This window comes from Salmonella sp. JXY0409-18 (genome assembly GCF_020268625.1).
Lineage (GTDB): Bacteria > Pseudomonadota > Gammaproteobacteria > Enterobacterales > Enterobacteriaceae > Salmonella > Salmonella enterica.
In genome coordinates this window covers 1,648,672-1,662,995 of sequence record NZ_CP084216.1, presented here as the reverse complement: position 1 = coordinate 1,662,995, position 14,324 = coordinate 1,648,672, and the positions used below count along the sequence as shown (strand labels likewise).

At 47.7% G+C, this 14,324-nt stretch carries 13 protein-coding genes and 1 riboswitch; of the genes, 4 read left to right on the top strand and 9 right to left on the bottom strand.

The features are described 5' to 3' along the window. Positions 1 to 27: 27 nt before the first annotated feature. Positions 28 to 124, bottom strand: a riboswitch (TPP riboswitch). A 281-nt stretch (positions 125 to 405) separates the two neighbouring features. Next, complete coding sequence (rcnB, locus tag LDB27_RS07805) at positions 406 to 720, top strand: Ni(II)/Co(II) efflux transporter accessory subunit RcnB (RefSeq protein WP_000837534.1); 315 nt, start codon at positions 406 to 408, stop codon at positions 718 to 720. Between the two features lie 43 nt (positions 721 to 763). On the opposite strand, the gene LDB27_RS07800 is transcribed toward rcnB, so the two are convergent. From LDB27_RS07800 to apbC, 6 genes are all read right to left on the bottom strand, one after another. Further along, positions 764 to 1,786, bottom strand: coding sequence for a fimbrial protein (locus tag LDB27_RS07800; RefSeq protein WP_000825909.1), 1,023 nt, complete (start codon positions 1,784 to 1,786; stop codon positions 764 to 766). A gap of 15 nt (positions 1,787 to 1,801) precedes the next feature. After that, the gene (locus tag LDB27_RS07795; protein WP_023231101.1) at positions 1,802 to 4,288 is read right to left on the bottom strand and encodes a fimbrial biogenesis outer membrane usher protein; all 2,487 of its coding nucleotides are present in this window, start codon (positions 4,286 to 4,288) and stop codon (positions 1,802 to 1,804) included. Between the two features lie 28 nt (positions 4,289 to 4,316). After that, complete coding sequence (locus LDB27_RS07790; RefSeq protein ID WP_000827109.1) at positions 4,317 to 4,997, bottom strand: fimbrial assembly chaperone; 681 nt, start codon at positions 4,995 to 4,997, stop codon at positions 4,317 to 4,319. Positions 4,998 to 5,058: 61 nt separating this feature from the next. Then, the gene (gene yehD / locus LDB27_RS07785) at positions 5,059 to 5,592 is read right to left on the bottom strand and encodes a fimbrial protein YehD (RefSeq protein ID WP_000830680.1); all 534 of its coding nucleotides are present in this window, start codon (positions 5,590 to 5,592) and stop codon (positions 5,059 to 5,061) included. A gap of 280 nt (positions 5,593 to 5,872) precedes the next feature. Continuing rightward, positions 5,873 to 6,154, bottom strand: a complete 282-nt coding sequence (locus LDB27_RS07780) for a YehE family protein (protein WP_000760404.1) — start codon at positions 6,152 to 6,154, stop codon at positions 5,873 to 5,875. A 277-nt stretch (positions 6,155 to 6,431) separates the two neighbouring features. Continuing rightward, complete coding sequence (gene apbC / locus LDB27_RS07775) at positions 6,432 to 7,541, bottom strand: iron-sulfur cluster carrier protein ApbC (protein ID WP_001005425.1); 1,110 nt, start codon at positions 7,539 to 7,541, stop codon at positions 6,432 to 6,434. 164 nt (positions 7,542 to 7,705) lie between these two features. Between apbC and metG the strand changes: the two genes are divergently transcribed. The 3 genes from metG to LDB27_RS07760 all read left to right on the top strand — a co-directional run bounded on the left by metG (position 7,706) and on the right by LDB27_RS07760 (position 11,141). Next, entirely contained in the window at positions 7,706 to 9,739 is a 2,034-nt protein-coding gene (gene metG / locus LDB27_RS07770) for a methionine--tRNA ligase (RefSeq protein WP_000195345.1), read from the top strand. Positions 9,740 to 9,980: 241 nt separating this feature from the next. Beyond that, positions 9,981 to 10,439 carry a YehR family lipoprotein gene (locus LDB27_RS07765; protein WP_000703136.1) on the top strand — a complete coding sequence of 153 codons (459 nt, stop codon included), beginning with the start codon at positions 9,981 to 9,983 and terminating at the stop codon, positions 10,437 to 10,439. A 171-nt stretch (positions 10,440 to 10,610) separates the two neighbouring features. Next, positions 10,611 to 11,141 (top strand): YehR family lipoprotein, encoded by a 531-nt coding sequence (locus LDB27_RS07760; protein ID WP_001221798.1) that lies wholly within the window; start codon positions 10,611 to 10,613, stop codon positions 11,139 to 11,141. Positions 11,142 to 11,197: 56 nt separating this feature from the next. On the opposite strand, the gene LDB27_RS07755 is transcribed toward LDB27_RS07760, so the two are convergent. From LDB27_RS07755 to LDB27_RS07745, 3 genes are read right to left on the bottom strand one after another with little or no spacing between them, the layout of a single operon-like run. Next, a complete protein-coding gene (locus LDB27_RS07755) occupies positions 11,198 to 11,665 on the bottom strand; it encodes a DUF1456 family protein (RefSeq protein ID WP_000950413.1) in 468 nt (155 codons plus the stop codon). A 46-nt stretch (positions 11,666 to 11,711) separates the two neighbouring features. Then, on the bottom strand, positions 11,712 to 12,431 hold the full coding sequence (gene btsR / locus LDB27_RS07750; RefSeq protein ID WP_000598637.1) for a two-component system response regulator BtsR: 720 nt from the start codon (positions 12,429 to 12,431) through the stop codon (positions 11,712 to 11,714). Next, complete coding sequence (locus LDB27_RS07745) at positions 12,428 to 14,113, bottom strand: sensor histidine kinase (RefSeq protein WP_000272850.1); 1,686 nt, start codon at positions 14,111 to 14,113, stop codon at positions 12,428 to 12,430. Before LDB27_RS07745 ends, btsR begins: the two co-directional genes overlap by 4 nt. Positions 14,114 to 14,324: the final 211 nt, after the last annotated feature.

Below are 14,324 nucleotides of genomic sequence, written 5' to 3'. Positions count from 1 at the left end.
CAGCTCCTGCCCGCGTGAAGAAGGGACACGAGCAGTGTCAGACTTCCCTACGCTGGCATTATCCAGATCAGGTGGTACGGGTATTTCTCAGCCTTCACAACGAAGGGCACCCCGAGTCGTCAAGCCCCGCCGTGTTAAGCGGGGTTTCGCTATTAAGCATACTGTCTGCGCCAGACAATGTAAATTTACAGCCAGCGGCGGACGATAATTTCAGCGTTATCAGATAGTTCTCAAAACCTATTCGGTTCTGGCAAACTTGCTGGCGGATATGTTGCTGCACGACGCTTTCGTTTACACTTTTTACGAAAAGGGGCGTGAGATAACAAAATAGCGCTTGTCAGATACGCCACCAGCAGAAATGATACACACGATGTTAACTGACCCGCATATGTGGAGGGTAAAAGTATGAAAAGTAAGTTGCTGCCTTGCGCGCTGTTGCTTGCAACCAGTTTTGCATGGGCCGCCCCCGCGACAACGGGCATTGATCAATATGAGTTAAAAAGCTTTATCGCCGACTTCACCCACTTCAAGCCCGGCGATACCGTTCCGCAAATGTACCGCACCGATGAGTATAATATTAAACAGTGGAAATTACGTAATCTGCCCGCGCCAGATGCCGGTACTCACTGGACCTATATGGGCGGCGCGTATGTACTGATTAACGATACCGATGGAAAAATCATCAAAGCCTATGATGGCGAGATTTTTTATCATCGATAATGATATACGCACTCTTTGTATAAAGAGTGCGTACAGCATAAAATTAATTATAAGATACCACGATTAATGCTTTCGATTGTAATGGCCCCGCTTTAACTTTTGCAGGATCAAGAACATAATATGTGGCAAAGACAGGAATAGCTTCCACCGAATTCACTGCACTGCCTTTGGCATAGGTTTTGAAAATACTGTTTATCGCTGCTCCTTTGTTTATTTTAAGCAGGCTCCTATTTGAATCTCTTAAGATAAACCCAACGCCATTATCGTTATCCGGTTTCAGGACTGCTTCATTCTCATCCCAGACTAAATCACTACGTAGATTCACCGCTATTTGCCGTGATGTCAGCATCGCATTCCGTACCTGATTTTTGCAATCCAGAATAATATCACCCTGCTTAGAAAATTCACTAACCTCTCCTTTAGTGCGGAGTTTAGTCATAGGCACCGGGTCCAGCGTGATGGTGAGATTCTGGGGGGCGCAGGTAGTTTCTTTACGGTTGTAATTTATCGTTAAATTGGCTTTATAAACGCCTTTCCCATTCAGATCAGTGATAACGTTCGCAACACACTCTCTATTCCCCCAACAGCCAATATATTTTAAAATAAATACCACCCAATCGCTACCGCTCCATTGATTCTTTGCACCCGACATCACCGTTATATTATCTATCGTAACCGAGTATCCCCCCCTGGCAGACACAGTCACCGCCTCCAGTGAGTTTATTTCTGAAATCGTTATCTTATAGGGGGCTTCAATTACACCGTTTTGGTTGCGCATATTTATCGCACTACTGCTTTGCCATTCAACTTTTAATTTTAACTTAACACTATCATTCGGCCCCATACCAATAATATGATCGGATGTCTCTAATTTAGTCACAACATCACTATTAGAACAATTGGCATCAGTGAAACCATTTGTAATAATGGCTGACTCCTCCCCCCCCAGCATTAAGCTATCGGATTGAATCGTATAATCCTTCGTGTTGGTTAAGGTCGCATTACACGCCGCGTAACCCAACTGCGTAAACTGCATCATTATTAATAAAAATAGTAGTCTTTTCATGGCGTCACCTAAAGATTACCGACAAATATAAACGTTATTTTCATCAATCTGTTTATCAAAAGTGATCTTACAGAAAAGACCCTGTTGTTTATCTGTTGCGACTTTTACCGAAACGGGAACCTTTTCAGTACGAATAAATACCCGGCTCCCCTGACCTACCAGTCCTACATTATTTCCCTCGTCATCTTCCACTTCATAACCAAACGTTAAAGGCTCGCCATCTGCGCGCCGCGCCAGGAAATAAAAAGGTTTACTGGTCTCTGTTTCAAAATCAACCACCACTACGGCTCCGCGATAAGGCACTGTAACTTTACGGTTTCCCAGCAGAGCGACATCACTTTCACTCTCGGAGACATCAAGAGAGATAAAATTTTGCCGGTATGGCGTCAATGCTTCAAATACGGCATAACCTTTTGCATTGGTACGTAAATAGGGACGCCCCTGCACCGCCGCGCCTTCCAGGTACGGCGCGTTAATAATCGCGATAGTATCATTAAGGCGAGAGGCTAAATGCACGCCATCGGCCCATGCAACCAGCCCTCCCTGAATATTTCCGCCCACCTGATGATATTGATTGGATTGGCTGTAACTGCCGCCGACCGTCGCCAGCGGGGCGTTCCAGGTTACTGATCCCCCGAATGTCGTTTGGTGTTCCTGTCGCTGCTGGCTGAGGTTAGTCGTATAATTAAACTGATCGCGATTACCGAACGTGCCGCTAAGGCTGGTGTTATTCGCCTCATAACCTTGATCGTCAAAGGTGGTGGAATTCGATAAATGGATATCACGATTTCCCCCATTCTCCTTTACTCCCCATGTTAAGGGAATCGATAAATAGATATTAAAGCGCTTATCTTCACGGTTATCGCTGTCATAAGTCTGGGTTGCCGATAGCGTAAAACTGAGCCGCTGCCAGGTATTACTGTAGCTTAACTGATAATCCTTGCCTGTACCGCTACGCCCCCAATAGTCGCGCCACAGGGCGCTGGCAGTAAAATATCCCCACCCATCGGGTAGCGTCTGATTAATATTGAGAGTGAAAGTATTTTTACGCCCAAAGTCATTCTCATAATAATCTGCAATATCATAAATATCGTCATCATCGCGACGATAGTTGTCCCGGTTATTAGCCCAGACATGATCGTTAAAAGTGCGATAATCACGTGATGAGTAGCGATATGCTGCCAGAGAAAAATGGGTGGCTGATTGCGGGAGATATTTATTCCAGGCAATCTGGTAGCTTTCCCCATCAAAAACATCGCCATTATCCTGCTTGCTATGAGACAACGTACCGTCGACAGATACCGCGCCAATCAGCGTGTTCCACCCAGTGCCAAGGGTAAATGAGCGATAATCGCTGGCTAACATCGTTCCGCCATACAACGTTAGCAGGTTATTGACCCCGTACTGATAGGTTCCCTGGAGAAAATCAGTTTGCTGAGAGGCTCCTTCAATTCTGCTTCGTCCGGCGGCGAAATCATATTTTGCTACGCCGGGCTGCACCATATTGGGAACGGAAGAATACGGAACAATAAACCGTGAAACAGTACCGTCAGCCTCTTTAACGCTCACGTCCAGATCGGCTCCCCCCCCTGCCAGCTGAAGATCTTCAAATACAAAGGGGCCAGGCGGAACTTCTTTTTGATAAACAATGAAGCCATTCTGTTCAACCGTCACCAGGGCGTTACTTTGCGCCACGCCACGCACAACCGGAGCGAAATTTTGCTTAGAGTGCGGCAGCATTTGCATATCACGCCAGAAGCGCACCCCGCGAAAGCGCACCGTATCAAACATATCCCCGCTAGTGTACTGTTCCCCCAGACGCGTTGTCCCCAGTACCGCCGGGAAATCACGTTCCAGATACAGAGTATTGCTCTGCCATTTGCCAGCTGAATTGTCACTTTTGGAAAAATTAGCGTTAGAATGTAATTGCCATCCAAGCAGATTCAATCCGCTGACAAAATTTGCGTAAGTATTTTTCTCACTACCGCCGCTTTTATAATGGCTGTAATATTCGCTGGCATAATACGATGTATAAAAAGCGTTAATTCCACGGTCCCATGTCTCTGGAGACGCATAGCCCGCTTCATATTCCAACACATAAGCCTGAGGGACGCTCAGATAAAGGTTAAAAGCGGCAGTGTCATAAGAAACACTACCTCCATGAACCACCGTTTTCAGCGCAATACATTCATTTTCTACTGTTGTACTCTGCGGGGTAAATTTAATTCCCAGGCTGGCGATCAGATCCGGAGAAATACAGGTACTATCGGGGTCATCCTGAATATTAACCTCATAAGTTCCACGCCATTCTTTATTGACATAAACGTCCATCTCATAAACGCCAGCCATGGGTTTGGTGCTATCAATCTGATAACGGGACACCTTTTCACCTTTCAACCCACCGAACATAAAGTTAGTATCGAATGTTTCTTCTTCAGCCCAGGCGGGTGAAGTAAGCAACGCTGCAAAAAGTGACAGCGTGATGGCGTTTAACTTTTCCATTATCTATCCTTAGGTTAATTCCCCGCTTTTAATTTTCTATTTTGATAGTCTCGTTTAAATAATTCCCAGAATCATCAATTAGCGTCACGGTATAACTATTTACAACTGCCGTTGTGGTGATACTCTGCGATGACCATGGAGCCAGTAATAAGGTTTCTTTATTTACTTTACTTTTTGCTTTAACTTCTGGAATAGTGATCCAGTTTGCGGAATTATTTTTCACGCTAATACTCCCTGGCGCACGAAGCAACTGCAAGCGGGAAAATGTTGCTTTATCGACTTTCTGTACCCCCGGTGGGCGATAGATCAACTTTATCCGGTTTTGTAGCGCAAATTTAATAATGTTTTTATCTTTGTTCTCGTCTGAATTTGGTGGAATATCCAGTACATTGAGGTAGAAAAGACTTTCACGATCGCCAGGCAAGTTATTAGCGAGTTTTTTTATTTTTAATTGCTGACCTGAATTTGCCGCGACTCTAATTACAGGTGGGGTCATAATAAATGGAACCTGTAATTTTTCTGGCGGCAGGCTGGTATCACCGTTATCAATCCACGCCTGGATGAGTGAGCTTCGTTTACCGTCATTCATTAATTGTACGGTAATATCTTTTTTCTGCGCCGGATAAATAATACGTGTACCATATATATAAATGCCGCTCCACGCAGGCATAGCGGCACAAGCCAGGCATAATGCAATCATCCGTTTCATGGCCGATAACCTTATAAAAGAGATACAAGCGGCTAAAAGCTTAGCCGCCAAAAAAAGATTGTTAATCAGTTAATACCGTCATTGTCAGTACAGATTCAACAGAACCTGGTGTTACAGTATTTTCAACGGCGGCATAGCGGGCAGAAAAGTTCAGGGTATATACACCATTTTCAAACTTACTTGAATTCAGAGTGTAATTCCCCGACTCATCAGGTTTCACCTGAATACCATCAAGATAAACAGCGAAGCCCGCACCATTATTAGTAGCATTATTTTTGGTGATTTGCATATTATCCACAAATTGAGAACGGTTAAAACTAATTCGTGGATTAGCTGTATTCGAACATTTTACTTTTAAAATCGCTTCTGGACTAGTGTATCCTGTATATATATCGCCAGGGTTTAAGTCAGTCAATCTATCAACACCTACCTGGGATAATTCAATAGTCGCGCTATTTGCGCCTTCGAACGTACAGGATGTTCCTACCACTTCTCCGTTGATTTTTAATTCACCCATATCTTCATCAGCAGCAAAAGCCCCAGCGCTCATAAATACAGCAGACAATACAGAAGCAGCAATAAGTGAACGTTTCATAATCTCTTCCTTAATGAAGTAATTTCTATTTGTTAAGAGTTATTAACCCTTGCAAAGAAAATTCTCACAGACAGGAAGTTATCGCAATGTAAACACGATGTTTTGTTGATTTAAAACAATTTACAGATTGCAATATAATTGCAACAAATAATCATTGCTTATCATTATTTTGTAAACTTATTAATTTCCGAAATTTACTGTCCTTAAATATAAACACAACAAATAAAAAAAAGCCCATATCATTGATGTCAATGATATGGGCCTGCGGAATTAATAAGAATTAGTCGTAATGATTAACAACAATCTGTCGGGTGCTATCACCAGGCACCGTGTATAGCTGCGTTGTCACACCTCTCATCGGCGTAGCGGCGGGTGTTTGCAGCGTTGAAACGTGGATAGTGTTGCCGCAACGCTGCTGCAACTGTGCGTTTACCACTTCTGTACTGCACGTTGGCGCGGTCACTTTTCCACTGATGGTTAATGTTGCGGTGTCGGAGGCAAAAACAGGTACGCTTATCCCATAAGCCGAAACTATAATTCCCATCAGCAAATATTTTTTCATAGTGAGCAATTGTTCCTCTGGTGAACGTCAAACAGTATGCAGGCCGTCCTGATGAGCAGGATGAACGTATCGATACCTTAAAACCAATTGAAAAAATAAATCAGTAGGATAGGTATGATCAATTCAAATAATGTTTTTGCCGATTATTTCAGATAAACACCTGTCTGTTTAAGCAGGAATTAACAATGCGGGGGCTATTATTTTATTAATACATTCACTGCATCAATATATATTAATGCAGTGAATGCCATATTCTCTTTAGAATACGTCAGGAGGATTACACCGCGCGGAAGGCGATTTCTCCCGGAATCACTTCACCCTGCCAGTAAAGCTGTGCCGCAACGCGATCGGCCAGTTCGCGATAGATCGCGGTAAATTCGCTCTCCGGACGGCTAACCACCGTCGGCGTACCGCGATCGAGATCTTCGCGCAGACTAATATGCAACGGCATCTGACCCAGAAGCTGAGTATGGTATTTTTCCGCCAGCTTCTGCGCGCCGCCCGTGCCGAAGATCGGTTCGTGATGGCCGCAGTTGCTACAAATATGCATACTCATATTTTCCACAATGCCGAGCACCGGCACTTCCACCTTCTCGAACATCACGATACCTTTTTTGGCGTCGATTAGCGCGATATCCTGCGGCGTAGTCACCACCACCGCGCCGGTAACAGGAATGTTCTGCGCCAGCGTTAGCTGAATATCCCCGGTTCCCGGCGGCATATCCAGTACCAGATAATCCAGATCCGGCCACAGCGTCTCCTGCAACATCTGCATCAGCGCCTTACTGGCCATTGGGCCGCGCCATACCATCGCGTTATCGTCAGTCACCAGATAACCGATCGAGTTGGTCGCCAGGCCGTGAGACATAATCGGCGCCATATGCGTACCGTCTGGCGATGTCGGGCGCTGATCTTCTGCGCCAAGCATGGTTGGGATCGACGGGCCGTAAATATCGGCATCGAGAACCCCGACCTTTGCGCCTTCAACCGCTAACGCCAGCGCCAGGTTTACCGCCGTGGACGATTTACCCACCCCGCCTTTACCGGAGCTCACGGCAATGATGTTTTTCACGCCATTAATGCCAGGCTGATTTTTGACGCGTTTCAGCGTCGCAATGTTGTACGACAGTTTCCAGTCGATCGCTTTTGCGCCTGTAATACGTAACAGATCGGCGCTGCATTGCTCTTTTAAGACCTCAAACGCGCTGTTCCAGACGAACGGCATGACCAGCTCAACGTGCAGCGTATCATCCATCCAGGCGACGTGGTGCAACGCCTTAAGCGTGGTGAGGTTATGCTTCAGGGTTGGGTGCTGAAAATTCGCCAGCGTCCCGGCGACCATCGCTCGCAGGGTATCTGGTGATTTGGCCTGGGATTGTTCGTTCATCCCGACTCCTTTTGTAGTTCTGAAAAGTACGATTGTAACTTTGTAGTTTACTCCAGCGGTAACAATTATTCATTTACGGATAAATGCCCTTATCGATTGGCGCAGTAATTACCATTTTGGTACTATCAAAGCCCTTTTTTACAACAGAAGAAGTAATACCCACTATGACTCAAGTCGCGAAGAAAATTCTGGTAACGTGCGCGCTGCCGTACGCCAACGGCTCTATCCACCTCGGCCATATGCTGGAGCACATCCAGGCTGATGTCTGGGTCCGTTACCAGCGAATGCGCGGCCATGAGGTTAACTTCATCTGTGCCGATGACGCTCATGGCACGCCGATCATGCTGAAAGCGCAGCAGCTTGGTATTACGCCGGAGCAAATGATCGGTGAAATGAGCCAGGAGCACCAGACCGATTTCGCCGGTTTTAATATTAGCTACGACAACTACCACTCAACGCACAGCGACGAGAATCGCGAGCTGTCCGAGCTGATTTATACGCGCCTGAAAGAGAACGGTTTTATTAAGAACCGCACTATCTCTCAACTCTACGATCCGGAAAAAGGCATGTTCCTGCCGGACCGATTTGTGAAAGGCACCTGCCCGAAATGTAAATCCGCGGACCAGTACGGCGATAACTGCGAAGTCTGCGGCGCAACTTACAGCCCGACCGAACTTATCGAGCCGAAATCCGTGGTGTCCGGCGCGACGCCGGTAATGCGTGACTCCGAGCACTTTTTCTTTGACCTGCCGTCATTTAGCGAAATGCTGCAGGCGTGGACCCGCAGCGGCGCGCTGCAGGAGCAGGTGGCGAACAAAATGCAGGAGTGGTTTGAATCCGGCCTCCAGCAGTGGGACATTTCCCGCGACGCGCCGTATTTTGGTTTCGAAATCCCGAACGCGCCGGGCAAATATTTCTACGTCTGGCTGGATGCGCCGATTGGCTATATGGGTTCCTTCAAAAATCTGTGCGATAAGCGCGGCGACACAACCAGCTTTGAAGAATACTGGAAGAAAGACTCCGACGCCGAGCTGTACCACTTTATCGGCAAAGACATCGTCTATTTCCACAGTCTGTTCTGGCCGGCCATGCTGGAAGGCAGCCACTTCCGTAAGCCGACCAACCTGTTCGTTCACGGTTACGTGACGGTGAACGGCGCGAAAATGTCTAAGTCTCGCGGCACCTTTATTAAGGCCAGCACCTGGCTGAAACACTTTGACGCCGACAGCCTGCGCTACTACTACACCGCGAAGCTCTCTTCACGCATTGATGACATCGACCTGAACCTGGAAGACTTTGTCCAGCGCGTCAATGCCGATATCGTCAATAAAGTAGTTAACCTGGCATCCCGTAACGCCGGTTTTATCAATAAGCGTTTCGACGGCGTGCTGGCGGCTGAACTGGCCGATCCGCAATTGTATAAAACCTTTACTGACGCTGCTGTGGTGATTGGCGAAGCATGGGAAAGCCGTGAATTCGGCAAAGCTATCCGTGAGATTATGGCGCTGGCCGACGTCGCTAACCGTTATGTTGACGAGCAAGCGCCGTGGGTGGTGGCTAAACAGGAAGGCCGCGACGCGGACCTGCAGGCCATTTGCTCGATGGGCATCAACCTGTTCCGCGTGCTGATGACGTATCTGAAACCGGTACTGCCGACGCTTTCTGAACGCGTTGAAGCCTTCCTGAACAGCGAACTGAACTGGGATGCTATTGAACAGCCGTTGCTCGGTCACAAGGTCAACACCTTTAAGGCGCTCTACAATCGCATCGACATGAAGCAAGTTGAAGCGCTGGTTGAAGCGTCTAAAGAAGAGGTGAAAGCCGCAGCCGCGCCGGTTACCGGCCCGTTAGCCGACTTCCCGATTCAGGAAACCATCACCTTTGACGATTTTGCGAAAGTCGATCTGCGCGTGGCGCTGATTGAAAACGCCGAGTTTGTGGAAGGATCTGACAAATTGCTGCGTCTGACGCTGGATCTGGGCGGCGAGAAGCGTAACGTCTTCTCCGGCATTCGTTCCGCCTACCCGGACCCGCAGGCGCTGATTGGCCGCCAGACGGTAATGGTCGCCAACCTCGCGCCGCGCAAAATGCGCTTTGGCGTCTCCGAGGGAATGGTGATGGCCGCCGGCCCTGGCGGGAAAGATATCTTCCTGTTAAGCCCTGATGACGGCGCGAAGCCTGGCCAGCAGGTGAAATAAGCAACAAGCCGGAGCATGCTCCGGCTTTTTTAACCGCTTAATCCTGAGTGGCATATCGCCCCATCCGCGCGTTTTAACTTTTTCCTTAATAAGCAATAGCGCCAAGACTCCATATCCGGACTGCTAAATAACGGCTAAAAGTCATATTCTATCTCTCCCTGATACATTGCTATTACTGGGTTAAATTAATTCATTGAAATTATTTTAAATAACCCAATCATTATATAAAATGGAGTTTTAGATGAAAATTTCTGGCAAGTTATTGTCCGCGGCTTTGGCTTCCGTACTGGTGTTCTCTCTTGCTGGCTGTGGCGATAAAGAAGAATCAAAGACCTTTAACGCAAACCTGGCGGGGACAGAAATTTCAATTACCTACACCTATAAAGGTGACAAAATCATTAAGCAGACGTCTGAAAGTAAAATCAGCTATGCCACTGTAGGCGCTAAAACGAAAGAAGATGCCGCCAAAATTCTCGATCCGCTGAGCGCGAAATATAAAAATATCGCCGGAGTGGAAGAAAAATTAACCTATGAAGATACCTATGCCCAGGAAAACGTCTCTGTGGATATGGAAAAAGTGGACTTTAAAGCGTTACAGGGAATCTCTGGGACAATGGTGTCCGGCGATACCAGCAAAGGTATCAGCATGAAACAAACCCAGACGCTGCTGGAAGCCGCTGGTTTTAAAGAAGCGAAATAACTGGCAGGCATAATGTATTGCATCGACTGATAAAGTCGCTCAGGGCGCTGCTTCGGCAGCGTCTTTTCTTTATGAATTCCGAAAAAAGACAGCCTCGCTGTAAGTCCCCTCGCCAAAGCCTATAATCCCTGAATTCCTGGCCACACCAATACTTAACGACAAGGAATTGTTATGCGGATTCTACGCCTTATGGCGCTGCCACTATTCGCGCTCTCTCTATCGGTTAGCATAACTGGCTGCGATCAGAAAAACGATACTCTCCAGGGAAAGCAAAATAACATGACAGCGTTTATCAAAAAGATAGCCGCTAACAAAGAGTCAGAGGAAACACAACGCTATGTAGGTAATCTCAACGGTATTGAAATCAAGTTAACCTATTACTACAAAGGGGATATCGTTTTACGTCAAGCATCTGAAAATAAAATACTTTATAAAATCCTGAAAGCCAATAATAAAGAAGAAGCACAAAAAATGCTGAGTCAAGTCAGCGAAGCTTATCAGGGTATGCCGGGTTTGACTGAACGAATCGACTATTATGATAGCTATGCTACGGAATATGTGGATATTGATTTTACCCAGGCAAAAATAAGCGACCTCTGTAAATTGCCAGGATCATCAATTGACAACTGTTCCGCGTACTATCTGTCAATGATTCGCTCGCAGAAACTGTTGGAAGAGAGCGGGTATCATAGAATCAATTAGTATAATAATGCGTTTTCCCGGTCAGACAGGACGCTGCCGGGAACAATACCGCAGAATTACTTCGCCGCGTGTTCACGGGCCGCCAGGCCGCGCAGAAAATAACGCATAAACTGATCGCCGCATTCGCGGAAGTTCTTATGATCCGGCGCGCGCATCATCGCGGTGATCTCTGGCATTGAGACACGAAACAACTGACCGGTAAGTATCGCCAGGATATCATCTGTTTTTAGCGAAAAGGCGATACGCAGCTTTTTCAGCACAATATTGTTGTTGATACGACGTTCCGCCGTCAATGCAGGCGCCGCCTCATCTTTGCCGCGTTTTTCATAAATGAGGCCATTGAGAAATGAGGACAACACGATATCCGGGCAACGCTGAAACCCCTCTTCCTCTTCTTTGCGCAACCAGATTGCAATCTGCTCCGGCGTAGCATCAACGTTACCCAGCGCCAGGATACGCGCCAGATCGGTATTATTAGCTTTTAAAATGTAGCGCACGCTACGCAGAATATCGTTACTCAGCATGAGGCCTTCGGTCGTTTCTATGGCAAAACGATATTCTAACAGTCTTTTACAGGCCAATCGCCTCTTTTAAACTTTTCAGATAGCGACGGCTTACCGGCACCGTCAGGCCGTTGCGTAAAATCAGCTCTGCCTGCCCATTATCCTCCAGCCGAATTTCCTGCAAATGGGCCATATTCACCAGAAACTGACGATGACAACGCAGTAGCGGCGTCCGGCTTTCCAGCGTGCGCAGCGTCAGCTCGGTAAACCCCTCTTTCCCTTCACTGCTGGTCACATAAACGCCGCTCATACGGCTACTGACAAAGGCGACATCATCCATTTGCAACAAATAGATCCGGCTGTGTCCGGTACAGGGAATGAATTTAAGCGCCTGCTGGTTTTCCGGCAGCAACGAAACATCCTGTTTACTGCGCTCCTGACGCAGACGATGTAACGTTTTTTCCAGCCGTTTCTCCTCTATCGGCTTGAGCAGATAATCAAAAGCGTGTTCTTCAAAGGCTTTGATGGCGTATTCGTCAAACGCGGTTAAAAAAACGATATACGGGCGGTGTTCCGGGTCAAGCATTCCTACCATCTCCAGCCCACTGATACGCGGCATCTGAATATCCAGAAACAGCACATCAGGTCGCAGCTTATGTACCGCGCCAATCGCTTCTACCGCATTCGCGCACTCTCCCACAATCTCAATGTCATCCTGCCCCTGGAGCAAAATCCGCAGATTTTCCCGCGCTAACGGCTCATCATCCACAATCAGCACTTTAATCATGCGTCCTCCTCCAGTGGAAGTCGTAATGTAATTCGGGTAAAACAGTCCGGCTCGCAGGCCACGCTAATACCATAATCATCGCCAAAGTGTTCGCGCAGACGTTTATCCACCAGACTCATCCCCAGCCCGCTACTGCCGGCGGAAGGCTGATACAGTCCCGCATTATCTTCAATATCTAACATCAAATGCTGCCCTTCGCGCCGGGCGCGAATAGCGACGTTGCCGGTATCAAGCAGTTGCGACGTGCCATGTTTAATGGCGTTCTCAACAATCGGCTGTAATGTAAACGCAGGCAATTTCTGACGTGAAAGCGTCGATGGAACATCAAGCTGTACCTGCAGACGCGACTGAAAACGCGCTTTTTCAATTTGCAGATAAGCGTTTACGTGTTCAATTTCATCCGCCAGCGTGACGATTTCCGACGGGCGTTTTAAATTTTTGCGAAAAAAGGTCGACAAGTACTGCACCAGTTGGCTGGCCTGTTCGCTGTCGCGGCGAATCACCGCTTTAATGGTATTGAGCGCATTAAACAGAAAATGCGGATTCACCTGCGCGTGCAACAGCTTGATCTCTGACTGCGTCAGCAACGCCTTCTGCCGTTCATACTGCCCGGCCAGGATCTGCGCAGATAAAAGCTGCGCAATACCCTCTCCCAGAGTGCGGTTAATTGAGCTGAACAGCCGGTTTTTCGCTTCGTACAATTTAATGGTGCCCATGACTCGCTGATTTTCGCCACGCAGCGGGATCACCAGCGTCGAGCCGAGTTTACACTGCGGGTGTAGCGAACAGCGATACGGCACTTCGTTGCCATCGGCATAAACCACCTCTCCGGTTTCAATTGCTTTCAGCGTATAACCTGATGAAATGGGTTTGCCCGGTAGATGGTGATCGTCGCCAATACCAGTAAAAGCCAGCAGTTTTTCGCGATCGGTGATGGCGACGGCGCCGATATCCAGCTCCTGATATAACACCTGCGCCACCTTCATACTGTTCACTTCGTTAAATCCCTGACGCAGAATCCCCTCCGTTGACGCAGCGACCTTCAGCGCGGTAGCAGAAAATGCCGAAGTATATTTTTCGAACATGGCGCGCTTATCGAGCAAAATACGCATGAACAGCGCGGCGCCAACGGTATTCGTCACCATCATCGGCGCGGCAATATTACTGACCAGATGCAGGGCATCGTCAAACGGCCTGGCTATCAGTAAAATGATCAGCATCTGCACCAGTTCGGCAACACACGTAATTGCTCCCGCCGTCAGCGGGCTAAACACTTTGTCCGGGCGTCCGCGACGTATGAGAACGCTGTGTACCAACCCGCCCAGCAGCCCTTCGACGATGGTGGAAATCATACAGCTCAGCGCCGTCATGCCGCCCATAGAATACCGATGTAACCCACCGGTCAGACCGACCAGCCCGCCGACGACCGGCCCGCCGAGTAGGCCGCCCATCACCGCGCCAATCGCGCGGGTATTGGCAATTGAATCTTCGATATGCAGCCCAAAATAAGTGCCCATAATGCAGAAGATAGAAAACGTGACGTAACACAGAAGCTTGTGCGGCAGACGAACCGTGACCTGCATAAGCGGGATGAACAGGCGCGTTTTACTCATTAGCCACGCAATGACCAGAAACACGCACATCTGCTGAAGCAGCAGCAACACCAGATTAAACTCGTACATACCCGCAAACCACACTTCAATTAAAAGCGCGTAACATACATTGAGTACGATTAACTTTCTTTGAACTGTTGCATAAAAATATGAATTCGTGAATACGATCACTTAAACGCCGCGCCGCAACCCGCTACTTCGCGTTTTAATGCATAAAAAACAGGCAAAACTTCCTGGTTCCTAAAAGAGCGTCTAAAGTTAAACCGGGACCTCGCGAGCA

Coding starts and splice junctions, on each gene's coding strand:
- rcnB (WP_000837534.1), top strand. CDS start 406: ATGAAAAGTAAGTTGCTGCCTTGCGCGCTGTTGCTTGCAACCAGTTTT.
- LDB27_RS07800 (WP_000825909.1), bottom strand. CDS start 1,786: ATGAAAAGACTACTATTTTTATTAATAATGATGCAGTTTACGCAGTTG.
- LDB27_RS07795 (WP_023231101.1), bottom strand. CDS start 4,288: ATGGAAAAGTTAAACGCCATCACGCTGTCACTTTTTGCAGCGTTGCTT.
- LDB27_RS07790 (WP_000827109.1), bottom strand. CDS start 4,997: ATGAAACGGATGATTGCATTATGCCTGGCTTGTGCCGCTATGCCTGCG.
- yehD (WP_000830680.1), bottom strand. CDS start 5,592: ATGAAACGTTCACTTATTGCTGCTTCTGTATTGTCTGCTGTATTTATG.
- LDB27_RS07780 (WP_000760404.1), bottom strand. CDS start 6,154: ATGAAAAAATATTTGCTGATGGGAATTATAGTTTCGGCTTATGGGATA.
- apbC (WP_001005425.1), bottom strand. CDS start 7,541: ATGAACGAACAATCCCAGGCCAAATCACCAGATACCCTGCGAGCGATG.
- metG (WP_000195345.1), top strand. CDS start 7,706: ATGACTCAAGTCGCGAAGAAAATTCTGGTAACGTGCGCGCTGCCGTAC.
- LDB27_RS07765 (WP_000703136.1), top strand. CDS start 9,981: ATGAAAATTTCTGGCAAGTTATTGTCCGCGGCTTTGGCTTCCGTACTG.
- LDB27_RS07760 (WP_001221798.1), top strand. CDS start 10,611: ATGCGGATTCTACGCCTTATGGCGCTGCCACTATTCGCGCTCTCTCTA.
- LDB27_RS07755 (WP_000950413.1), bottom strand. CDS start 11,665: ATGCTGAGTAACGATATTCTGCGTAGCGTGCGCTACATTTTAAAAGCT.
- btsR (WP_000598637.1), bottom strand. CDS start 12,431: ATGATTAAAGTGCTGATTGTGGATGATGAGCCGTTAGCGCGGGAAAAT.
- LDB27_RS07745 (WP_000272850.1), bottom strand. CDS start 14,113: ATGTACGAGTTTAATCTGGTGTTGCTGCTGCTTCAGCAGATGTGCGTG.